Annotated in this window: 15 protein-coding genes; 8 read left to right on the forward strand and 7 right to left on the reverse strand. The window is 57.0% G+C overall.

Going from position 1 to position 23,534, the window contains the following annotated elements; all coding sequences use genetic code 11:
- The first annotated feature begins 250 nt into the window (after positions 1-250).
- Positions 251-3,970, forward strand: a complete 3,720-nt coding sequence (gene metH, locus GGR27_RS04665; protein ID WP_168036207.1) for a methionine synthase — start codon at positions 251-253, stop codon at positions 3,968-3,970.
- Positions 3,971-4,043: 73 nt separating this feature from the next.
- Complete coding sequence (locus tag GGR27_RS04670; RefSeq protein ID WP_168036208.1) at positions 4,044-5,189, forward strand: T9SS type A sorting domain-containing protein; 1,146 nt, start codon at positions 4,044-4,046, stop codon at positions 5,187-5,189.
- Positions 5,190-5,383: 194 nt separating this feature from the next.
- Here the strand turns inward: GGR27_RS04670 and GGR27_RS04675 are convergent, their stop codons facing one another.
- Positions 5,384-6,682: an aminotransferase class I/II-fold pyridoxal phosphate-dependent enzyme gene (locus tag GGR27_RS04675; protein WP_168036209.1), complete on the reverse strand. Its 1,299-nt coding sequence runs from the start codon at positions 6,680-6,682 to the stop codon at positions 5,384-5,386.
- 68 nt (positions 6,683-6,750) lie between these two features.
- A complete protein-coding gene (locus tag GGR27_RS04680) occupies positions 6,751-7,389 on the reverse strand; it encodes a toxin-antitoxin system YwqK family antitoxin (RefSeq protein ID WP_168036210.1) in 639 nt (212 codons plus the stop codon).
- Between the two features lie 49 nt (positions 7,390-7,438).
- On the opposite strand from GGR27_RS04680, the gene GGR27_RS04685 reads away from it, so the two are divergent.
- Positions 7,439-8,050 carry an FKBP-type peptidyl-prolyl cis-trans isomerase gene (locus GGR27_RS04685; RefSeq protein WP_168036211.1) on the forward strand — a complete coding sequence of 204 codons (612 nt, stop codon included), beginning with the start codon at positions 7,439-7,441 and terminating at the stop codon, positions 8,048-8,050.
- A gap of 113 nt (positions 8,051-8,163) precedes the next feature.
- Here the strand turns inward: GGR27_RS04685 and rsmA are convergent, their stop codons facing one another.
- Positions 8,164-8,925, reverse strand: a complete 762-nt coding sequence (gene rsmA / locus GGR27_RS04690) for a 16S rRNA (adenine(1518)-N(6)/adenine(1519)-N(6))-dimethyltransferase RsmA (RefSeq protein WP_168036212.1) — start codon at positions 8,923-8,925, stop codon at positions 8,164-8,166.
- An 81-nt stretch (positions 8,926-9,006) separates the two neighbouring features.
- Between rsmA and GGR27_RS04695 the strand changes: the two genes are divergently transcribed.
- Complete coding sequence (locus tag GGR27_RS04695; protein WP_168036213.1) at positions 9,007-9,957, forward strand: SMP-30/gluconolactonase/LRE family protein; 951 nt, start codon at positions 9,007-9,009, stop codon at positions 9,955-9,957.
- 9 nt (positions 9,958-9,966) lie between these two features.
- Here GGR27_RS04695 and GGR27_RS04700 read toward each other — a convergent pair whose 3' ends face one another.
- Positions 9,967-11,157 carry a M20 metallopeptidase family protein gene (locus GGR27_RS04700; RefSeq protein WP_168036214.1) on the reverse strand — a complete coding sequence of 397 codons (1,191 nt, stop codon included), beginning with the start codon at positions 11,155-11,157 and terminating at the stop codon, positions 9,967-9,969.
- A 15-nt stretch (positions 11,158-11,172) separates the two neighbouring features.
- Positions 11,173-13,245: a peptidylprolyl isomerase gene (locus GGR27_RS04705; protein WP_168036215.1), complete on the reverse strand. Its 2,073-nt coding sequence runs from the start codon at positions 13,243-13,245 to the stop codon at positions 11,173-11,175.
- 76 nt (positions 13,246-13,321) lie between these two features.
- Here GGR27_RS04705 and GGR27_RS04710 point away from each other — a divergent pair, with 76 nt between their 5' ends.
- Both GGR27_RS04710 and GGR27_RS04715 read left to right on the forward strand, forming a co-directional pair.
- On the forward strand, positions 13,322-13,705 hold the full coding sequence (locus GGR27_RS04710) for a YkvA family protein (protein ID WP_168036216.1): 384 nt from the start codon (positions 13,322-13,324) through the stop codon (positions 13,703-13,705).
- Between the two features lie 111 nt (positions 13,706-13,816).
- The gene (locus GGR27_RS04715) at positions 13,817-15,124 is read left to right on the forward strand and encodes a Pycsar system effector family protein (protein ID WP_168036217.1); all 1,308 of its coding nucleotides are present in this window, start codon (positions 13,817-13,819) and stop codon (positions 15,122-15,124) included.
- A 119-nt stretch (positions 15,125-15,243) separates the two neighbouring features.
- On the opposite strand, the gene GGR27_RS04720 is transcribed toward GGR27_RS04715, so the two are convergent.
- Positions 15,244-16,842 carry a M28 family peptidase gene (locus GGR27_RS04720; RefSeq protein WP_209037872.1) on the reverse strand — a complete coding sequence of 533 codons (1,599 nt, stop codon included), beginning with the start codon at positions 16,840-16,842 and terminating at the stop codon, positions 15,244-15,246.
- Between the two features lie 593 nt (positions 16,843-17,435).
- Positions 17,436-18,179 carry a LytR/AlgR family response regulator transcription factor gene (locus GGR27_RS04725; protein ID WP_168036218.1) on the reverse strand — a complete coding sequence of 248 codons (744 nt, stop codon included), beginning with the start codon at positions 18,177-18,179 and terminating at the stop codon, positions 17,436-17,438.
- 75 nt (positions 18,180-18,254) lie between these two features.
- Between GGR27_RS04725 and GGR27_RS04730 the strand changes: the two genes are divergently transcribed.
- Together GGR27_RS04730 and GGR27_RS04735 are read left to right on the forward strand one after the other, a co-directional pair.
- Positions 18,255-21,428, forward strand: a complete 3,174-nt coding sequence (locus GGR27_RS04730) for a histidine kinase (RefSeq protein WP_168036219.1) — start codon at positions 18,255-18,257, stop codon at positions 21,426-21,428.
- 212 nt (positions 21,429-21,640) lie between these two features.
- Positions 21,641-22,921: an ArnT family glycosyltransferase gene (locus tag GGR27_RS04735; protein ID WP_320060338.1), complete on the forward strand. Its 1,281-nt coding sequence runs from the start codon at positions 21,641-21,643 to the stop codon at positions 22,919-22,921.
- The last annotated feature ends 613 nt before the right edge of the window (positions 22,922-23,534 follow it).

A 23,534-nucleotide genomic window follows, 5' to 3' on the forward strand; every position in this document is an offset into this window, starting at 1 on the left:
AAACGCCCGGCAATTAACCCCCGCCGTGTTTTCGCGCCGCAACCACCACCCGACGGGTACCCTTTTCCCACGAATCATTAGGGGGTCGCCCTCTACCACTGCGACCATCATCGGGCTTATACTAATGGTAGTCAGGCATTTATTCCGTCGTTACGCTCCGTATATACCCAGCACCTAAACCACATCGCGCGCAACCAGTTAGAACCCTCTACTCACTTACCGATTATCTTTGCTCCCACAATCAACTCCCATGTCCGCACAAACGCTCGCCCAGATTTTTGAACAGAGAATTCTGGTACTGGACGGCGCCATGGGTAGCCTTATTCAGGGCTACGGGCTAAAGGAGGCGGATTACCGCCGCGGTTTTTTTGAAGACCACCCGAGCGATTTGAAGGGAAACCATGATCTCCTCGTGCTCACGCGGCCGGACGTTATTCGGGAGATCCACGAACTGTACTTAGCGGCTGGTGCGGACATTTTAGAGACAAATACTTTTTCCGGCACCACCATTGCCCAGGCAGATTACGGAACGGAAGCCATCGTCTACGAAATGAACGTTGCCGCCGCCCGCGTTGCCCGGGAAGCGGCCGATAAATACACCGCTCAGAACCCAGCCAAACCCCGCTTTGTGGCCGGCGCGGTCGGTCCAACCAACCGGACGTTGAGCATCAGCCCGGACGTAAATGACCCGGGCTACCGCGCCATCACGTTCACCGAGCTGGCCGACGCTTATACCGTTCAGATGCAGGGCTTAGCCGATGGCGGTGCCGATCTCATCCTGATCGAGACCATCTTCGACACCCTCAACGCTAAGGCAGCCCTTTTCGCTCTCGATACCGTCCGCCAACGAATTGACCGAGAGCTACCCGTAGTTATCTCCGGCACCATCACGGACGCTTCCGGCCGCACGCTTTCCGGACAAACCGTCGAAGCCTTCTATATTTCCGTCGCCCACGCCAAGCCCCTGTGCGTTGGGCTTAACTGCGCCCTCGGTGCCCAGGAAATGCGCGTTCACCTGGCCGCCCTCAGCAAAGTAGCGGAGTGCAACGTACACGCTTACCCCAACGCCGGCCTGCCCAACGAAATGGGTGAGTACGATCAGGACGCCGAGGAAATGCAGACCTACATCCGCGACTTTGCGGCGAGCGGGTTCGTCAACCTCATCGGTGGTTGCTGTGGCACGACCCCGACCCACATTGCCGCCATGGCGCGTGCCGTCGAGGGGCTGCCCGTCCGCAAGATCCCTACCCTACCCCAGTACTCTACTTACTCCGGATTGGAGCCACTCGTCGTACGGCCAGAAACCAATTTTATCAACGTGGGTGAGCGCACCAACGTCACCGGCTCGCGAAAATTCAGCCGCTTGGTCATGAACGGTCTCTACGACGAGGCACTTGCCGTGGCCCGCGATCAGGTTGAGGGTGGCGCTCAGGTGATTGACGTAAACATGGACGAGGGTCTCCTGGATTCAAAAGCCGCCATGGTCACCTTTCTAAATCTCGTCATGGCCGAGCCCGACATCGCGAAGCTCCCCATCATGATCGACTCTTCTAAGTGGGACGTCATCGAGGCAGGTTTGCAGTGCGTGCAGGGCAAGTGTATCGTCAACTCCATCTCCATGAAGGAAGGGGAAGCGGAATTTCTGCGGCAGGCCAAGCTCGTCAAAGCTTACGGCGCCGCGGCCATCGTGATGGCCTTCGACGAGACGGGGCAGGCGGATACGGAAGCGCGCAAAGTGGAGATCTGTACCCGAGCATACAACCTGCTGATCAAAGAAGCCAAGTTCGCGCCGCAGGACATCATCTTCGACCCCAACATCTTCGCCATCGCCACCGGCATCGAAGAACACAACAACTACGGCGTGGACTTCATCGAAGCCACCCGCCGCATCAAGCAGAACTGCCCCGGGGCCAAGATCAGCGGCGGTGTGTCCAACGTAAGCTTTTCCTTCCGGGGTAATAACGTCGTGCGGGAAGCCATGCACTCCGCCTTTCTTTACCACGCCATTCGCGCGGGCATGGACATGGGCATCGTGAACGCGGGATTGATCGAAGTGTACCAGGATATTCCCGAGGAACTGCTCGTTTCCGTAGAGGACGTTATCCTGAACCGCCGGTCCGACGCGACCGAGCGGCTGGTCGACCTGGCGGAGGGCCTCAAAAACGTTGGGGGCCGCTCCGTCGTCAAAGACCTGGCTTGGCGGGAAAGCACCGTCGAGCAAAGACTACAGCACAGTCTCGTACGGGGGATTACCGATTTCATCACGGAGGATACCGAAGAAGCTCGCGTCAAATACCCCCGCCCCCTCCACGTGATCGAAGGCCCGCTGATGGACGGGATGAACGTTGTCGGCGACCTATTTGGATCGGGTAAAATGTTTCTGCCGCAGGTCGTTAAATCGGCGCGGGTCATGAAGCAGGCCGTCGCCTACCTCAATCCATTCATCGAGCAAGAGAAGATCGACCTGGCCGCGGAAGCCGGGGAGGAGCACGAAGTAGCCACCGGACGCCAGTACAAGGGTACCATCCTTCTGGCGACCGTTAAGGGTGACGTGCACGACATTGGCAAGAATATCGTCGGCGTCGTGCTTGCCTGTAATAATTACGAGATCATCGACCTGGGGGTAATGGTCCCGGCCAACAAAATTCTCGATGAAGCCCAGAAACACGGCGTCGACGTCATTGGCCTGAGCGGCCTCATTACCCCCTCGCTCGACGAAATGGTCAACGTAGCCGCCGAAATGGAACGCCGCGGGATGACCACGCCACTTCTCATCGGTGGCGCGACGACGAGTAAGACGCACACGGCACTGAAAGTAGAGCCGTCCTACACCGGCGGCGCGACCGTTCACGTGCTCGACGCCAGCCGCGCGGTCACGGTCGCGGGTAGTCTGCTCGACGGGGAGGAGGCCGATCGCAAAGTTTACCGCGACGGGATAACGGCAGAGTACGAGCGCGTCCGGGTGCACCGGGCCAAACAGCAGCGGGGTAAAAAAGCCATCCCTATCGCTACCGCCCGCGCGAACCACCTGCAAATGGATTGGTCCAGTTACACCCCACCCAAGCCTACGTTTACCGGCACCAAAGTCTTCGAAAGCTACGACCTGGCGGAGCTCGTCGACTACATTGACTGGACGCCCTTTTTTAGTAGCTGGGGGCTAGCAGGCAAGTTTCCGGCTATTCTGACGGACGTGGTCGTTGGCGTTGAAGCCACCACGCTTTTCGAGGAGGCAAAAGAACTACTCGACCGGGTGGTCAAAGAAAAGTGGATCGGTGCCCGGGGCGTCATCGGGTTCTTCCCCGCCACCGCCGATCCTTTGACGGACACCATCACCGTTTGGCGGGATGAGGCGCGGACGCAGGTGCAGAGTGAATTGTACCACATCCGCCAGCAGAGTAAGAAGGCCCCGGGCCGACCCAACCAGTCCTTGACGGATTACGTAGCTACGCAAACAAGCGGCCACAAGGACTACATCGGTGCTTTCGCCGTTACCGCCGGCATCGGGATCGAACCCCACATCAAAGCTTTCGAAGCGGCGGGAGACGATTACAATGCCATCATGCTCAAGGCCCTCGCGGACCGCTTCGCCGAGGCGTTCGCCGAACGAATGCACCAGCGGGTACGCCAGGAATTTTGGGGTTACGCACCCGACGAAACGGTCTCCAACGACCAGCTCATTGCGGAAACTTACCGGGGCATCCGCCCCGCACCGGGTTACCCCGCCTGCCCCGAGCACACCGAAAAAATTAAACTGTGGGAGCTACTCGACGCGGATAACGCGACCGGCATCAAGCTGACCGAAAGCATGGCCATGTACCCCGCCTCCAGCGTCAGTGGCTGGTACTTGAGCCACCCCGATGCTGCCTACTTCACCGTGCGCGGTATTCAGGATGATCAGGCGACCGAATACCAGGAGAAAAAAGGCTGGGACGACGCCACGGCCCAGCGCTGGTTGGACCCGATTCGTTAAATAATCGGTCCTTAACGTCCGCCCGCGCCCGCTTACGTACCTTAGCCATCGCTCCGAACTTTAAAATACTGGCATGTCCGTACGCTCATTTGCCGTCCTCTCGCTTCTGTTTGCGCTGCCCCTGACCGCGCAGGAAGTACTGACGTCAGCGTATTTCCCAACTCCCGGGGATACGCTGCGCACTAACGTCGCGGATAGCACCTGGGCAACTACGCTCGATTTTCAATTCGCCGGTGGCGATGATTTATCGTGGGACTTCAGTAACCCCGTGAGCGACCGCCAGCGCTCCGCCCCCGTCGACGTGGCGGACGATGTAGATTTTCCGAACGCAGCACTGGTCATCACGATTGATCCATTCAATCGTGTTTACTACGTCGTTGAGGAAAGCACGTTCAAGATAGTTGGCGCAAAAATTAGTCTGGACTTATTCCCCGGATTCGAGATCAGCGCACCGGTTGACCCCGCCCGGCCCGAACGGCACACGGACCTGCAACCGGGCGATGTATTGACAAACTCGACGAGCAACGTGACGGTCATCCCCTTCGACAGCATCCCCGCCGCGGCACGAGCGTTACTTCCGGATCTGCCCCTAAGAATCGATTTCTTGCGCTTGACCACCACCATCTTACGTACGGACTCCGTGGACGCATTCGGAACGGTCAGGTTGGGCGATAACTTTTACTCCACGATTCGGGAGAAAAGAACGGAAACAATTGACCTCAAGATCGAGGCAAAATCGAGTATATTTCCATACGTCGACATCACGCAAATCATCGCGGATAGCGCTCCTGAACTCGCCGGTGATGTTGGTACACAAGCCCCCGTTACCACGTACTACTGGTGGAACAACGACAGCAAAGAGGCTGTTGCGGAGGTTCGTACTAACGACGCCGGTGCGTTCGAAGAAATGACGTACAAACGGGCGCTTGCGGCTACCTCTACTCGTGGCCTGGGTGCCGGCCAGGCACTCGTCAAGATTTATCCTAATCCCGCTAGTGCGTCCGTAACGTTCGAGGTGGCGAATTTGCCACGCGATCAGTACGTCCTGACGCTGATAAATGCGGCGGGGCGCAAAATGCTTACGCGAACGTTTTCCGCGCGGGGTAACCAAGCGAAAATCGCAATTAACGTCAGCGATTTCCCCGGTGGCCTCTACGTCGCTAATTTGCGGAACGTCCGGGGGCTCACGTTAGCTTCCCGACGCATTATCGTAAACTAAGGATGGATTTTGCCCGGAGGCGGGTGCCGAGTTTTTTTTGAAATAGCGGCCATAGTTTTACTGTTTTCCGCAATAGTGGTTGTCGCAATCGGATCGTACTACCGCACGAAATCAGCCTACTTAATCCGTACTTCCTTGCATCTCGGTAGATCCCCGGCACCAGCGCCAGCGCCCACAACTAAATGCATGCCTAACTAGTCCGCACTGCGCCAGTACTCTGAAAACCGCCTCATCGCCACCCGAATCGTGGCGCGGGGCACCCCGGAAAAAACCAGCCGCATCCACCCCCGCTTCCGCGCCCCCATGCCGAGCGGGTGCGTCAGTAAGAGGCCCGTACGGTCGTACACTTCTTCCCACAGCGCTACCCAGGCTTCATCCGTATCCGCCGTAAGTCGGCCCGAAAGATCGAACCACACGAAAAGGCTTCCGACCGCGGGAGTATAAGGAATCGCTAAGGCCCGCAGGGTTTTGATGACTTCCACGTAACTCTCCGTGAGCCTGTTCTCTTCCCGGATCCAGTTGATCGCCCAGTCTCCATCGTTGAGCAACTCGGTAAGTAGCCACTGGACGTAATTTGAGCTTGTCCCGGGCGCGGAGTAGTTGGCCCACGCTTTGATGAGCGCTTCGTTTTTGGTGTACATCGCACCGATGCGTAACCCAGAAACGCCAAAATCCTTACTGAACGAATACCACCAGTGGAAATAATCCGACCGGCGCTGCTCGAGTTGGGAAAGGCAGGACACGAACCACTGGCGGTCGCCGTAGTCGTCGGCGATAACGGGGTGACTTTGATCGATGAGCGACAGTGCGTAGAGCTCGTTGACGACGCAGTGAATTTGGCGTTCTTCGCACCAGGTGACGGCGTCGAATATCTGGTCCTCGGTAAAAACCTGCCCGGTGGGGTTGTTGGGTTGGGTGAGGATGAGCAGTTTGAAACGCTCCCCGAGCTCGGCGTAAGACGCGTCGAGGTCCTGGGTCCGCAGGTTGAACAATCCGGGATGTTCTTCGGAGTCCGCTAGGTGGAGGTCGTAACGCTCCATGCCGGCGCGGTTGCCAATATCGCCGGTGTAGACGGTGTAGGCGGGGGCGGGAATGACGGCTACGTCACCCGGGTCACCGAGCATAAAGGCCGTCATCTCGATGGTCGCCGTGGCACCGGCCATGATGGCCATCGTTTCTGGGTTAAGACTGTCGCCACCGAGGTGCTTACTCAGGAACTGAGCCAGCGCGGCGCGAAATTCCGGGTGGCCGAGCGTACTCGTGTAGCTAGCTACCCAGTCCGGCGTAGTCTTGGCGGCTACGATTTCTCGAAACTTATCGCGTAAAGGCGCCCAGCCAAGGATATTTTCCGCGATGCAGAGGGGAATGGCACCGGTCGGGTTGTCCTCCGGGTGGTAGTGGTTTTGCATCACCGCTTCGAAGAGTTCGAAGTCGGCACGGAGGGGGCTCGTGGCGGCGGTTCGCCCGCGTTTGCTGAGGCTAGCTGGGTTCATGTTCGTGGGAACTGCACGCGGGGGGCGAAGGTTGACGGTGATCGTACTACCACTTACCATTACGGGCTTTATTCGGGTAGTTGCATATCGACGCCCGGGGGGGCTGCCGTCGTGCTGTCGGCGGTCCAGATTGTCCGGCAGGCCCCGAGGTCACAGGACATCACTTTTTCGAGGGCACCGTCTTCCGCGTAGAGGTGGAGAATACCATCCTCGTTGTCACCATCGCGGTAGTTACCGCTGGCCTTTGGCTGACCGTCGGGGTACCACTCGCGGAAGGGTCCGTTTTCATGATTGTCGTTAAAATTCACGACTTCCCGGATTTTCCCGTCGGGGTAGTAGCCCGTCCAGATTCCGTTCATGGCACCGTCGACGTACGTACCGCGCAGACTTGGTTTCCCGTCTCCCACATAGCTCGTGTACGCGCCGCTTAGTATTCCTTGATCGTAATTTTCCAGAACGACCGGGTTACCCGCTTCGTCGTAGAGTTTGCGCTGGCCCTGAAGCTCGCCGTCGCGGTAATTTGCTTCCGCCATCAGCTCACCGTCGGGGAAGTACTCGCGGAGTTCACCCTGCCGGAGCTTCGTTTTTGGGTCGACGGTAAACTCGTGGCGGGTTCCGTCTTCATCAGTTTCAACGACGGGCTCGAGGCCATCGCAGGAGACAAAAAGGAACGTAGAAAATAGCAGAAGGCCGGCGATTCGGTGCATGGGTGTTTAAATTTACGGGGTCTCCCGGCTAACGATAAAATTTGTGCGAATGTTATTTGTCTTCAATTCTCTTAAGCTTTGGGCCCGGTTGTACGCTCCATTCCTACTAGCCCTAAGCCTCGCCTTCTGTGGAAACCCGAAACCCGCCCCGCTATCTATCGGGGCGCCCGAAAAAGACGAGGCAACTAGGTCGGCCATCGAAGAACGGCTCATCACGGAATTAGCTCCGACCGACGACCGGGCGGGGCGGCAGCGCAATGCCATCATCAACCGGGCAATCGACCAGAATTACGACGTGTACGCGGCACCGGAAGGGTATTTCTACGAGATCATCGCGCCGGGGGCAACGGTTGGTTTCGTTACGGGCGACTACGTAGCGGCCCACTACCGGGGCAGTTTTCTCGACGGGAAAGCTTTTGACGACAGCCGGAGCCGGGGCGAGAAACTTGGTTTCCGCCTGGGTGACTTGATTCCCGCTTGGAACTTAGGCGTGCAACGGATAAAAAACGGAGGAAGCATCCGAATCCTGGCGCCGAGCAATCTGGCCTACGGACCGGAGGGGCTCGTGACGCCGCGGGGTGACACCCTCGTGCCGGCCCACACCGTACTGGAATTTCTGATCGAAGAAGTAGAATCGGTGGAGCCGCCGGATGGCTTCTAGCACCGTTCCCGAACGACATTAAAGCGCGGCCACCCCGACAAAATAAGGGAGTGCACGTTATTCCCGACTAAGTCGGGACGAGTGCCAGGAACGTTTGGCAAAAACGCAAAAGTTTACCGCCGCGCCAGTTCCGCAAATTCCTCCAGCGAAACTTGTTCCGGGCGTCGCTGAAAGAAATCATCCCGCAGGACATCCTGATCGAAGACGGCTTTGAGGCTATTCCGCAACATCTTGCGCCGCATCCCGAAGGCCGACTTGACGATGTGTTTGAAATCTCCCCACCGTTCGTCCGCGACCAACGGTTCGGCCCGCCGCGTCAGGCGGATGACCGCGCTATCCACCCGGGGCGGCGGGTTGAAGTTCCCCGGTCCGACGTTGAGAATCACTTTGCCTTCGTAACGGGCCTGCACCAGCACGCCGACCACGCCGTAGATTTTGGAACCCGAGCCGGCGACTACCCGGTCGGCTACTTCCTTCTGGAACATCCCGGTCATCTCCGGAATCTGCTCGTAGTTATCCAGCATTTTGAAAAGGATCTGGCTACTGATGTTGTAGGGATAATTACCGATGAGCCCGAAAGCCTTGCCGCCGAACAACTCCGCCACGTCCAGTTTCAAAAAATCGCCCGGTTGCACCCGTCCGTCGAGCTGGGGGAAGTGCTCACCGAGGTAGGCGATCATGTCTTTGTCCGCCTCACTCACCGTTAGCGAAAAATCTTTTTCCCGCTCCAGCAGGTGCTTGGTCAGCATGCCCTGCCCCGGCCCTACTTCCAGCACGTGATCGTACTGATCCGTGAGCTGAAGCGACTGGGCGATCTGTAGCGCGTAGTGTTCGTTGTTGAGAAAGTGTTGACCGTAGGACTTTTTAGCGCGCATGCGGGAAGCTGGTTTGGTGGGCGACCGGCAAAGGTACGGCGGGGCGCGAACCCCGGCGAAACAAGCTCCGTTGGAATTAGTATGCAAAAGCCTCATTTCTTCGTTGCCGACGCCCATGAAGGCCCCGTCTGGGTCGCCGATCAGTGCCGGCTCTACTACACCACCAAAACGCACCTGGACGGACGCCGCCGGGTGGACATCGAATTCCTTGATTTTAGCCACTTCGATCTGTGCGACGAGGATGAGTTGTGGAAGGGCCTACCCGAGGATGCCGCCATGCAAATTTCCCCCCGTCTGTTTCACCACGACGCCGGCATGGCGAACGGCATGTGCCTGAGCCAAAAGGGCCGTGACCTCCTGGTGGCCGAGCAGGGCGATAAAAGTCGACCATCACTAATTAGCAGCGTCAACGTTGCCGACCATACCCGCAAGGTGCTGGTCGACAATTTTGAGGGGCATGAGTTTAACTCGCTCAACAAAGTTATCTTGACAAAAGCCGGCCACCTGGTCTTTTCCGATCCGGACTACGGTTTCCGCCAGGACTTCCGCCCCGCCCCGCAATTGGAGCCGGCGATCTACGTGAGGACGGCGGACGGAACGATGACTAGTTTCCGCTGTGCGCTGGAAATGCCCCACGGTTTAGCGTTGAGCCCGGACGAGCGGACACTTTTCATCACCGATACCAGCAACGACGGTGCGCACGGCGACGACATCGAGCTGGGCCGCAGGAAATCCGTCTGGAAGTTTGACTTCGATCCGAAGACCGGTAAAATTAGTGGTGAAGGCGCTTGCTGCTTTCAGGTTGCGAAAGGCGTGCCCGACGGCGCGGTTACCACTGAGGACCGACTACTCGTTGGCGGCGGCGATGCGGTTTACGTGGCGGACCTGGAAGGAAAACTAATCGGCAAAATCCCCACTCCCAACAACGCGGTCAACGTAGCCCTGGCCGGCGGAGGAAAGCATCTTTTTGTAACCATTGACGTGGGCATCTTGCTCTTCATCGACTGGCGCTCCTTCGTGCGGGACGTCTAGGATAAGACCTTAACCATTCAGCTTCTGTACCGCGAGCCAGGCCATCAGGCCCGGCCCGGTACGCAGACAGGCTTCGTCGACGTCAAAAGTATCGGTGTGGACCGAGCTCGTGATACCGCGTGCTTCGTTCCTTACGCCCAACCGGTAGAAACAGGCGGGTAGGTGGTGCGTGTAGAAGGCAAAGTCTTCGCCCGTCATGCGGATTGGCAGTTCGACTACATTGTCTTCGCCCAGAAACTGTTGGGCCTCCGCAAAAGCCCAGCGCGTTAGTTGTTCATCGTTTTTGAGGAACGGGTAACCGTGGCCAATGCGTAATTCCGCCTCGCCCCCCATTGATTTCGCCATTCCGGTGACGAGCTTTTCTAGCCGCACGTGTAGTTCTTTGCGCCAGTCTTCGTCGAGGGTCCGTAGGGTACCCAGCAAACTTACTGAGTTGGGGATGACGTTCGTCGCCCCTCCGTCGGACTCGATACGGCCAAAGGTGATCACGGCCGGTAGGGTCGGGTCGGTATTGCGGCTAATGAGTTGCTGCACGGCGGTGATGATGTGGGCCGAAATCACGATGGGATCGACGGCGTTGTGGGGCATGGCCCCGTGCCCTCCTTTTCCCCTGATGGTGAGGTACAACTCATCGGTGCTGGCCATGTACACGCCGGGGCGGAAGCCGACCTTGCCGGCCGCCAGGGGCGGGTGGACGTGCTGGCCGAAAATGGCCGCGGGCACGGGGTTTTTCAGGGCACCGTCCTTGATCATCAGCGTTGCGCCGCCGGGAAGTTTTTCCTCCCCCGGTTGAAAGAGGAAGCGCACTTTTCCCCTAAAATCTTGCCGTACGGACTGCAAAATCTCCGCCACCCCCAGCAAACTCGCCGTGTGCACGTCGTGCCCGCAGGCGTGCATCACGCCCGGATTTTTGGATGCGTATGGAGCCTCATTTACCTCCGTGATCGGAAGCGCGTCGATGTCGGCCCTCAGGGCAACCACGGCACCCGCGCCAGCGCCCCCCGCTACTTCCGCGATCAAGCCCGTGCCGGCAATCTCCTGGTGCGCAATACCCAACTGCCGGAGTCGATCGGCAATAAATTGCTGGGTTTCGTACTCCGCAAAACTCAACTCCGGGTACTGGTGGAGGTGCCGGCGGAGCTCACTGGTATTGGCCAATGATAGGTCCGCCGCGTCCTGAATCTTGTTGCGTAATGACATGCTGTACGGTATTGGTTACTGCGCTTCGATACTTTCGATGATCGTGCCGACCGTGATGCGATCGACGACCTCCTGCCCACTGGTCACCTCGGCAAAAATGGTGTAATTACCATCTAGATGCGGCGCGGCGCGGTGAGTAATAAAAAACTGAACACCTTCCGTGTCCTTACCCGCGCTCGCCATCCCCACGAGGCCCGGCCGGTCGAACCGAATACCCGGCGTCTCGGTGCGCACGAACGAACTTTCCGCCCCGAAGCCATCCCCCAAAGGGCCACCACCCTGGGCGACAAAATTGGGTACAACGCGGTGGAACGACTTGCCGTCGTAGTAAGCTTCCCCCACCCGCTGCAAAAAGTTAGTCACCGTCGCGGGAGCAATGTCCGGCAACATTTTAAGGCTGAAGCGGCCGACACTGGTGCGGACCAGTACGTCTTTTCCTCCCGCTCCCAACACTTCCCAGTCAATGGCTTGCGCCACTGATGTAGGCTGTTGTGGAGTCGGCTTGGGCTCCCCGGCCAGCGCGGCGCGGGCTGCGTCAACGGCGTAATATGCCTCTAGCTCCCGGGGCAGCTTGAAGGACTTGAGTGCGGACCGGAGCCAGACTTGATCGGGATAGAGTGGCCCGTAAACGGTAGGCTGCGCCGCAATGGCGTTGGCGGCGTGATAAGCTGGCCCGACGGCAAGGCTCGTTACCATCTCCTGAAAAAACCCGGCCAGGTCAAGTCGGACACGGCTCGAACTACCCCGAAAAAAAGCCGCGAAATCCTCCCGCTCGCTGATGGAGTACAATGCCTCGGCGGCGGCACTGCGCACCACGGGAGAGCCGCTTTCCTTGTACAGGTCGTGGATTGTCCGGTAATTCCAGGGGAACTCGGCGAGGGCCTGTAGTATTTCCGCCCGGTGGTAATCACTTTGCGTGGTGGCGTAAGCCTGGCGCAGGTCGTAGTTGATTCTACCCCGGTAGTCGGTTAGGTAAAGCGGGAGGTATTTATTGGCGGCGCCGAAGAGTTGGTAGCGGATGTCCGTGCGGGTAGAATCTTTTGCGAAGCGGTGGTAGTAAGTCGCGTCGGAGGCATCACCGTGCTCCCGTAAGTAGGCGGCGGCCTGCCTGCGGACGAGCGGGTGCTCATCCGACAGTCGTTGCAGCACGGCGGGGCGCACGAGGGCATAATCGTAATCAGCTAACCCCTTCAGGGCTTCCACCCGTACGCGCCAGTCCGACTGTTCTTCCAGAGCACGCAGCAAGGCGATCCGCGCGGCGGCCGAATTCACCCCGCCCAGGGTGCGGACAACACCCATCAGTAGGTCGGGGTCGATTTCGGTCCGTAGGGCCTGACGCAACTTTTCGTCCTGACCCGTCGTGGCACGCAACGGGAAGCGTTGGGCGTAGAAGCTAGCTTCCTGCTTCGTTTGGGGGGCGACGGTTGGGTCCAGCAGCCGGTCCAGCACCAAGCTATCCGCCGCGTCGGAGCGAATACCACGGCGGCCGAAATATAGTAGGCTTCGTACCTGTGCCGAGCGCAACAGGGTATCCGCAGGCCGGTAGGTGGTGATGGCCGTCACCTGATCGAGCACGCTCGCCCCGCCCGTCTTACCAATTGCGGTGAGGATGGCGGCGTTGTATTCTTGCAGTTGACCGAGGGTATCGAAGGCGGCGGCCAGTGACCGGGCGAGTGTCTCTTCTCCGGTCTGCCCAAGTGCGTAGGCGGCCGCCGAGCGGACGAGTTCGTAGCGATCCGCTAGTTGCTCAATTAGCATAGCGTGGCCCGTGGCGGGTAGTTCTGGGAACGATCCGAGGGCACGCGTTGCCTGGTAACGGTAACTGGGGTTTGGGTGGGAGAGGTAGGTCAGCAGGCTATCAACGTGGCGTCCGTTCTGGTGCTCGTAGATGCGGCGGGTGGTCAGGTCGTTCAGGTCAACGACGATGCCTTCAAATTTCTCTTCAGTGGGCGGAACGCAGGCTACCGCCAGCACGCAGACGCCGAGCAGCAGGACCAGGCGAATGAGAAGGGGGACGGAGGGGGTGGTCAGCATGGCACGGCGGTAAATTCTCCGGCTAAGGTACAGTACGGGCCGGGGGCGGGGCATACGTCGAGAATTAAGTAGCGGGCGAAACCCAAATCGGGGAAGCTAGCGTTATCTTGCCGTACTCAAACTATCCAAGATGCAGGGATTGAAAAAATACCGCGACCGTTTCAGTGAATTGAAGCTGTGGGAAAAGCTCAGGCGAGTTGGCGTGGCCGCGGGTGCCAAGGTAGTATATACGGCACTACTGCTCTACTTCGCCTACAAGCGCCCCGAGACGCCCACGTGGGCTAAGCGATTAGCCATGGGTGGCCTGGGCTACCTCATCGTGCCCATTGACGCCATCCCCGATTTCAGTTTTTTGCTGGGCTACACGGACGATCTCGGCGTCCTGAGTTTTGCGTTAGTGACGATTGCGGCTTACGTAAACGATGAGGTAAAAGGCAACGCGCGCGGACAAATGGCGACTTGGTTCGGTCCGGTGGACGAGGACGCTTTGGCTGAGGTCGATGAGAAACTGTAACCGGGCCGGCGATGATGGTGGGATCGACTCCCCTACCCCACTTCCCCGCACCCACCCCGATAATTACCGGGGTGCCGATTCTACGGTACTATGATCCGTATATTGCCACCTATGGAGATTATCGTGGACCGTAAACAACTGCTGGCGGACGCAGAAGCCTACGTGGAAAAGTACATCCACGAAAACGTGGCGAGTGAATTTGTCTACCACAACTTCCAGCACACCTGCGCCGTAGTCGATGCAGCGCGCGAATTAGCCGACCACTACGAAGTAACGTCGGAAGAGAAATTCATCATCGTACTAGCGGCCTGGTTTCACGACACCGGCTACGCCGAAGGTTGGGAGGATCACGAAGAAAGAAGCATTACGAACGCCCATGGCTACCTCCGTGACAACGGTGTGGACGATACGAGCCTCTTTGCGTCAATTGCCGGAGCGATCCGCGCAACGCGTATGCCACAGCAGCCCACTAATTTCATCGAGCAGATCGTTGCCGATGCCGACCTGAGCCACCTCGGCGACCTTAGTTACTGGGATCGTTGCGGCCGCGTCCGGCAAGAATTCGCGCTGACCCGTGATCTGGTGATGTCCGACCAGGAGTGGATCGATTTCGAACTCGGCTTTATGCTCAACCACGAATACCACACCGAAGCCGCCCGTGAGCTTTTTGGCGAACGAAAAAGTAAGCACGTCAAGCAACTCTACAAACGTAAGAAAGCGCTTTTCCCGGACCAAACACCCACCAACCTTCAGGAACTGGAGATCGCTAAGAAACAGAAGAAACAGCTCAAGAAGCTAAAACGAGCGGAGGTGAAGAAAACGGGAAAAGACCCCGGATTTAAACCCGGCCGCGGGGTGGAAACTATGTACCGCGCGACTTACCGCACCCACGTCAACCTGAGCAGCATGGCCGATTCCAAGGCAAACATCATGCTGTCGGTAAACGCCATCGTGCTCTCCGTCGTGGTCGCTAACCTGGCCACTAAGCTAGACACCAACACGCACCTCGTCGTGCCCACGGTGATTCTGGTGGGCGTTTGCCTAGCCTCCCTTTTCTACGCGATCCAGGCAACGCGACCGAAAGTGACGGAGGGAAAAAGCAGCATGGAAGACATCAAGGCGCGCCGCAGTAATCTACTCTTCTTCGGTAACTTTTATAAAATGCCCATCGATGATTTTCACTACGGGATGATGGAGATGATCAGGGATGAGGATTTCCTGTACAGCTCCATGACGCGAGATCTTTACTACCTAGGTATCGTGCTGGCCAAGAAGTACACCTTTTTGCGCATCTGCTACAATATCTTTCTGTTCGGGATGATCGTAGCCGTGGTGGCTTTTTTGATCGCGATTATCTACCACAACGCCAATTCCCCGATCCCGGCGAACACGACTAACTTACTCATCCCCAATTCTTGAAAATCCCTTCTTAGCTTTCGCCCGGATTAAAGCCTCCCTAATAAAGCGCTACCTCACTACGAACGACGCCCCGCCACCTAATGATGACGGGGCGTTGCCCGTAGTAAAATAACCGAACCTTACTTCTGTACGTCGACTTCGATCCGCCGATCCTGATTGGACAGCTGCCACGCCGTGTGAAAGACGAGCTGGCCGATCTTGGCCATTTTGTCGAAGTTGATCTTATCGACCGTATCCGTCGCCTGGTGGTAGTCGGCGTGGGTACCGTTGAAGAAGAACACGCTCGGGATGCCCTTGACGGCGAAGTTGTAGTGGTCGGAGCGGTAGTAGTACCGGTTGGGGTCATCCTCCGCGTTGTACGTATAATCGAGCTCGATGTTGGTGAACGTGGCGTTCATGCGCTCATTGATTTCGTGCAGTTCCGTGCTCAAGCGATCGGACCCGATGACGTAAATATATTCGGGGTTATCGGCGTGCTCGTCGTCGACGCGGCCAACCATGTCGACGTTGATGTCGGCGATCGTATTTTCCAGGGGGAACAGCGGGTGGGCGGCGTAGTACTCCGAACCGAGCAAGCCCTTTTCCTCGCCGCTGACGAGTAAAAAGAGAACGCTGCGCCGCGGACCGGCACCAGCTTTCTTGGCGGTGGTGAAAGCTTCCGCAATTTCGAGAATGGTGCTCGTACCGGAGCCGTTATCATCCGCGCCGTTAAACACGTCGTCGCCCCGCTTTCCGATGTGGTCGTAGTGGGCGCTGATCACCAACACTTCCTCTTTCAGCTGAGGGTCGCTCCCTTCCACGAAACCGTAGATGTTTTCCCCGATCAGTTCGTCGACTTGCTTCTGCTGAGTGAGGCGCAAATTGGTGGGAATTACCACTGGCTTTAACTTACCCGACTTCGTAAGCTTTTTACGCGCCTTAATGACCCTTCTCTCCTTTTTACCCAAGATTTTGCGGCTCAATTGTGGCGTTAGGTACACCACGTTGGCGGTGGTTCGATCCGTTTCCATTCCTTCGGCCATTCTCATCCGACCGTCGAGTGTTTCCTGGCGGATGTCGCGAATATTGTCCGCAAAATCGGGATCGATAACGAAAACGGTTTCGGCACCCTTTTCTTTTGCCACGCGGAGTTTAGCTTCCACGTCGGTGCTCCATTCGGACTGCCTGGCGCTGCCGGAAACGTAGTAGTTTCCTTTCCGGTCCGTGGGTTCACCGGCGAGCATGATGATGTGCTTGCCGTTCACGTCCACGTTGTCGTAGTCGCTGTAGGTCGGGCTGTCGACGCCGTAGCCGACAAAGGTAATTTCGTCAATGTCGACCGCAGCACGGCTGGTGTTCTGGCTCGGGGCCGTGGCGTATTCGAAGAGGTGGCGAAGCGGCTTCCCGTTTAGCGACATCGCTACCGTATCCCATTTCTGGCGCTTGAAGATGATGGTTTGAAAGTAACCTTTGTCTTCACCGATCGGGGGCAAGCCTAGTTTCACGAACTCCCCCTTCAGGTACGCCGCTGCTTTCTTCTGACCGGGCTGGCCCGTCTCGCGGCCTTCCATGTCATCATCAGAAATGATGGTGAGGTGGTCGCGAAGATCATCCGCGGTGATGGTGGCGGCGAACTCGCGAGCCTGATCGTTGGAGGTAGGTAAGGTTTGCGCTGCGCGTTGCGCCTGAGCGATTAAACTAGACGTAAGGCAGGCCAAAAGAGCTATGTAACGGAGCATATTTATTTTTGTGAGCGGCCGGACGTACCGACCTTTTGCTGGATAACTAAATAATAATCGGCTCACGCCAGGTTCCGTAATGCGTGTACGGCACATGATATCAGCGATGATCAATCTGGTGATACAAGCCTGTTTTTATGGGACGATGCTTGCGCGCGCAAGGTAACACAAAACGGCACCGGGAAAATGATATTGTTACTTGTGTATGGGGGTTAGGCTTCGTCATACTCACCCGGCGCGAATAAGCTACGATGGCCCTCGATTTCCAATAACTAATCAAGCTTCGGTATTAGGGCCGGTAAACTGTATTCTTTAGGCCTCAATAAGAAACACCCGGCCACCGGTGAAGGCGGGCCGGGTGGCCTTGAATACGAAAGTGTGTAGTGTGTTGTCCGAATGCTTGCTGGCTATCTAGATAAATCAGTGTGTGTTCCAAAAAAAAGTCCAAATGTGTTAGTGCCTGCTGTATTTCCCGAGTCTGTACGTAAATGTAAGGTTCGTAGGGGGGCCAAGGTTAGGTTGTGCAGCGACCCATTTTACGAGCGGTACGGTTCGTTCGATTAGTGGTAGATTATTGCGGTCGGGCTCATTAGTCAGGAAGCTAGCCAGGCTTTGACGGCAGCTTTTTTTCGCCGGCTCACGTCGATCAGGCGGCTATTTTTGAGCCGCAACGTCGAGGTATCCGCCCAACCGGTGACGTGAACGCGGTTGACGAGATAAGACCGGTGGACGGCGAAAAAACCGTACGGCGCGAGCATCTTGCGGTATTCACCGATGCTGTAGGAAGACAGTCGCTTACTACCGTCGCTAAGTTCAATGCTGGTGTATCCGTCTACCCCCTGGCAACAGAGTATGTTACCGGCCTCGACAAATTCAACTCCCTTTTCCGAGGGGATACTGATTTGCTTGGTGGCATTATCGGCCCGGTCGAGGTTACTCAGGAGGGCCCGTAGCCGGCGTTCGCCGTTACGTTGTCGGATACGAATTTTAGCCACGGCAATCGACTGAGTGAGTTCAACGGGGTCGATTGGCTTGACGAGATAACCGAGGGCGGCCACCTTGATGGCTTGCATCGCGTATTCCTCCGCACTCGTCACGAAGATGATCTCCGGGCGGGACTCAGGGCGGAGTTGGCGAATGAGATCGAAGCCGCGGCCATCGGGAAGGTTGATGTCCAGGAAAAGCAGATCGGGCTGGTGGGTGATGGTGCTCGACAGGCCCTCCCTGACGGTGGTTGCGACGCCACTAATATGTATCTCGGGGTGCGCGGTTCGGAGCATTACGCCAAGCGCCCGACTGGCCGCCGGTTCATCATCAATCAGTAATGCTTTGATCATATCCGTAAGGTAACGGGTTCGGCCGGCAAGGTAGTTCCTTGTTACACCGTCAATTGCGTACTTTCGTTACAGTTCATGAAAAACCCCCTTTCAGTTTCGTCGATCTTTGTTTGGCTTCCGCTCGTGTTCTTTGGTCTGGCCGGTAGTGCGCGGTCGCTGGATGCACAGTCTTTCGGTCCGCAAATGACGACCTCCGTTAAGCTCTCGCTGGAAGACGGCCTTCCCCACCGGGAGGTACGCAGCACCGTGCTGGACACCAACGGGGTAATGTGGCTGAGCACGGCGGCCGGTTTGGTCCGTTACAACGGGCGGGGGTTTACGTCTTTCGGACGGGTGCCGCAGCAGTTTTCGGGCGCACTGACGCTGGGGCATGACGGGCTGATTTATTCAACCCCATCCGGTGAAGTCGACTCCACGGAAGTTTTTAACCCGTACACCCTCCGCAGCACGGGGTTTCACCTTCCCGGCGCCCTTGGTGTGTATCAGCGTAGTGGTCAAGAATTATACTTCCTCTGCCGGGATAGCTTACGGAGCTTAAGAATCACGCCCGGCCACTCCGCTCCTACGCATAATGCCCTGCACCCGCGGCCGCGCATCACGGACATTACTGAGCAACTGATCTACGCCGAAGATGACCATTTCGTTACCTATTTCGCCCACAGCGGCAGCGTGACGGAGGTGAAGGGTCGGGACGTGGCTATCTACGACCTGCCCACCCTGGGGAGCAACGGCAAGGTTTATGACCTGCAAATGGACCGCCGGAACCGCCTGGTCTGCCTTACGAATGAGGGCGTTTTTTATAAGCCAGCGGGTATCGATATTTTTGAGAAGGCGGCGAGCACGGAGCTTGCGGATGAGGAGTTGAATTATTACGCAGAAGACGAAGCGGGTAATGCTATCTTGGCGCGTTTGAACATATTCTCCCTGCGTTGGGAGCGCTTTTATTTGGTCGTTGACGACCGCATACACGACCTGGCGTGGTTGTTAGCCGACGAAGACCGAATCATCAGCGCCCGGGGCGACGACTTTACAAAAGGCATTACGCTGGCTACTTACGGGGGGCTGCAAACAGTTGTCTTTAAACACAACACGTCGGCCCCTTTTTTGCGCCACATGTACACCTCCAACATAACGAAGTCTCAATTCGGCCACGTAATGCGCGGTTTTACGACCACCGCGAACGGTGACGTCATCGCGAATAAGGACACCGGCACCAACGCCTGGTTCCGGCTATCCGCAGCTACGGGCCGCGTCGATACGATTACCATCCGGGACGAACTCGGTCGGGAAGTCGAGCAAATGGGCTGCGGGACTAACCTGCTGTCGGTCGGGCCTTACGTCTACGGCCACAGTTGCAACATCGCCCCACCCAGTAGCGTCAGCTTTTTAAGTCGTTACGAACCCGCCAAAGACACTTGGCGCATTTTCTATCTGCCCGTAAAGAATCAGATCATCAGGTACCTGATCCACGACGAGGGGCGGGAAGTTATCTGGTTATTTACGGAATACTGGCGGCAAAATAGGCCGGGGGCTGTCTTCCAGTTTGATATTCGTACCGGCACCATCAGCGAGGTCGCACTGCGGTCCCCTACCGGCGGCATGTTCGGATACCCGAGGGGAGTTGCGCACGACCCTGAAACAGACCTGTTCTGGATCGGCACGATCAGGGGATTTTACCGGTTCTCCCCCGCCGACGGGTCGTTACGTCAGTACGCGCTCCCCGGCGGTCGGCCAACCCAAATCACCGCGGTCATGCCCCCCCGGAATAAATCGATCCTACTCGGAACGCTCAGCGAGGGGATTCAGCGCTTCGACATCGCTGCGGAAACCTTCGAGCACCGTGGTGGAATACTTGCCCACGGAAAAGTGCCCGAAGTCGACGGCTTCATATCCCTTCCCAGCAACAGCGTTGCCGGCATGGCCATGACGAAAGACAGCCAAATAATTGTTACGACCTTCAACGGCCTGGCATTACACGACGCGGGTAAGGATTACCACTACACGACCGCGGAAGGGCTGGGAAACAATGAATTCAACACCTCCTCCCTGCATTACGATGCGCACGGCGACCGCTGGCTCGCCGGGGGCATAAATGGCTTCGTTAGCTTTGCGGCGACGGATTTGGTGCCTCCCCCGAGCCCGTATAAACCCGTGCTGCTACGCTACCGTGACCTCGACGAGAACATCGGGTTCGAAAAATCCAGCGACCTCCTTCCTACCCCCGCTGGCCCGCTGGTCGTGGAACCAAGCGTTGCCTATTTCTCGCTGGAGTTTGCCCTGCCGGATTACACGGGGGCGGGCACGCCTACGTATGAGACCATGCTTACCGGCCTCGATCCCGACTGGCGTGTGCCCACCACTACACCGTCAGTTCGATATTCCAGACTACCACCCGGCCGGTACGAATTTAACCTCCGGGCGACCGATGGTTCCGGGCGATCGACCAGGGCCATACCGCCACTATCCATCGTTGTTTTGCGACCGTGGTACCAACAAAGCTGGTTTTACCTCCTGGCGGCCACCATCGTCGTCTCTTTAGTTGGCGGATTCATCCGGCTGCGGTTCCTGCGGCTGCGCGAGCGTTATCTGGCCCAACAACGCGTACAGATGTTGGAATTAAGATCCTTGCGTCAGCAAATGAACCCACACTTTATTTCTAACGCGATGAACGCCATTCGGGAGTTCGTTTACAAGGAGGACCCGAAAAGTGCGGCGCGTTACCTGACGGATTTTAGCCGACTGATGCGTTTGTACATGGAAGCGTCCCGGAAACCTTCCAGCACGATCGCCGATGAAGTAGAGTTACTCGACCATTACATAAGGCTGGAACGACTGCGGTTTCCGGACAAATTTGCCTACCGGATTGAGGTAGGAGCGGACCTCGACCCCGCCATGGACGAATTACCATCGTTCCTGTTGCAGCCGCTCGTGGAAAATGCCATCAATCACGGTTTACTACCGCTTAAAAAAGGAGGGCTGCTCACGGTAAGTTTTCTATTAGCCGCGGATGACGAAGACACACTCGTTTGCCGCGTGGCGGATAATGGTGTCGGCCGCGAAGTGGCGGGCCGACGGGCGGGCCCGAAAACCAATGCTTCCCGCTCCACGCAAATTCTTCAGGACCGCCAAGCCGTTCTTGCCGGAAATAAGGACGTCAACTTTACCTTTACCACTACCGATCAGTATCCGGGCCAGGCTCAACCGGGCACGGTTGTCACCATCACGATCGCCGCCGCCCCGGCTGCGTAAACTCAGCGCTCATCTTCGCCCTTCCCAATTACCGTAAACTCCACCCCTGGCAGTGGCTGGCTATTTTTTCAGTCTTTGCCATTCTGCTGCGGTGGGGCTCTTTCTTTATCTCGGTAATCGATCACGACGAGAGCACTTACATCGTTATTGCCGACGAATTACTCCGTGGCGAGGTTTACTTACGCGACGTAGTCGACACCAAACCCATCGGAATCTTCTGGATCTACGCGGGCTTGATAAAGCTGACGGGGGGAAGCATACCGTTGCTGAGGTTAGCGGCGGCGCTGGTGGTCGCGCTTGGTGGCTGGGGTTTATTCCTGGCGACGCGGCGGGCTACATTAGGCACGGCCGCCGGCGTTGCGGCGGCGCTTGCCTACTGCTTGATGTGTAGTCTTTTCAGTTACTACGGGCTGTCGCCCAACACAGAGATCTTTTTTAACTGTTTAACGATTTTCGCGGTAGCGCTGGCCGTAGCGCCCCGGGTTGCTGGTGGTAAGACGGACCCAGTGTGGCACTGGCCGGTAGCGGGGTTACTCCTCGGGTTAGCAATGATCATCAAACCCTTCGCGGCGGCGGAAGCCGGGGCGGTTGGTTTATTTTTGGTCTGGTTCTATTTCAGCCTTAAGGACTACGGCCGGTTATTTGGCACCGGGCTATTGTTGGTACTGGGCTTTTCTTTACCCCTGGTGGGGGTCTTTCTGTACTACCAGCAGCTCGGTCTGCTGGATACACTCCGGTTCTACCTCTTCGACGTGAACGGTGCCTACCCGGTAGAGCTTGCGTGGTACCTGCGGTTAAAGTACATGGGGGATTTCGCGTTGCGGTTTTCGCCCTTCGTGATTTTGGGGGCGCTGTCGCTGGTGCGGAGTAATCACCAAGAGCGCAGGGAGGGTTGGGTCTGGACCCGTTACCTGCTACTACAATTTGTGTTCGTAACTATTGTCGTGCTGATCACCGGCAAACGGTTTGGTCACTACCAAGTACAGTTGTTTCCAGCGCTGGCTTCCCTGGCCGGTGCCTACTGGGCCGTGAGTAATGATGGTACTATCTGGCGACGAGGGGCGGGGATAAAGAATTACGTCCCCACCCTACTCATTATCCTATCCGTGCTAATTGGCGTGCTGCATTTCGTTCGCTATTCCGGTAAGGACGATCAACCCGTTCGCGTTGCCAGTTACCTGCGGGAGAGGCTGCCGCCGGAAGAAACTTTTTTTGGCCTGAGCGGGGGGCAAATCACTTACCACCTGTTGGAGCGGAACGTACCTACGCCCTACGTCCATTCTTCGCTACTCTTCTTGGATCAGCACATCCGGGCTTTCCAGATCGATGAGCGTAAAGAAGCGCAGCGACTGCTTGACAACCCTAACCTGACCTACTTATTCGGTAATGCTACTACGGAAGATAGGCCTGCCGTAGTACGTCGACTCCTCCTGGATTATTTTAGTCCGGTGGATACGCTGGCGGGAGGGATCGTAATCTACCGACGCGATTAGAGCGGGAAACGAGACAGTTCTAGATTCACACTTGATCTCTTTCCACTGATCCCGCTGAAATAAGCTCGGGGTTACTGCCGTCACGGTCATTCGAGTCCTGTCACCTACCTAACGATACCAGCAGTTCGTCAGCACAAACTGTCCACGGGGCAATCGCCCGACCAAATTTCGAGCAGCCAAAAGAAAACAGTTTTGATCACGGTTAGGATTCTGATACGTAACCCGTCATCAGAAGCCTGATGAGCAACTAGCTAGTTCATCAAATAATATAGCTACTGGTAAATAATTCTGTTGCCTCGATTACTTACCTGAAGCGATATTCGAGACATCACCGTGGAGCAAGATTAATCAACCAATGATGATAATTCAATGCCAACCTCATGGTGACCGCAGCATGCGTCAAAAGGTAGCCCCGTTATGCGGGATAGTGCGTGTAGTCAAGTCCACTTCCAGCACTGGTATGACGCTACTTCTACCATACTTCGGTTATTAGAATAAGTGACTTGTTCCCTACGTGACAATGCTCCGTGTCACCTTTCTCATCTATCCTTTGACTTTCGGATCGCAAATCAAAAAGCCCCCGCCGAATGAATCGGTGGGGGCTTTTCAAGTC

Origin of the sequence: Neolewinella antarctica (assembly GCF_011927835.1) — a bacterium.
Classification (GTDB): domain Bacteria; phylum Bacteroidota; class Bacteroidia; order Chitinophagales; family Saprospiraceae; genus Neolewinella; species Neolewinella antarctica.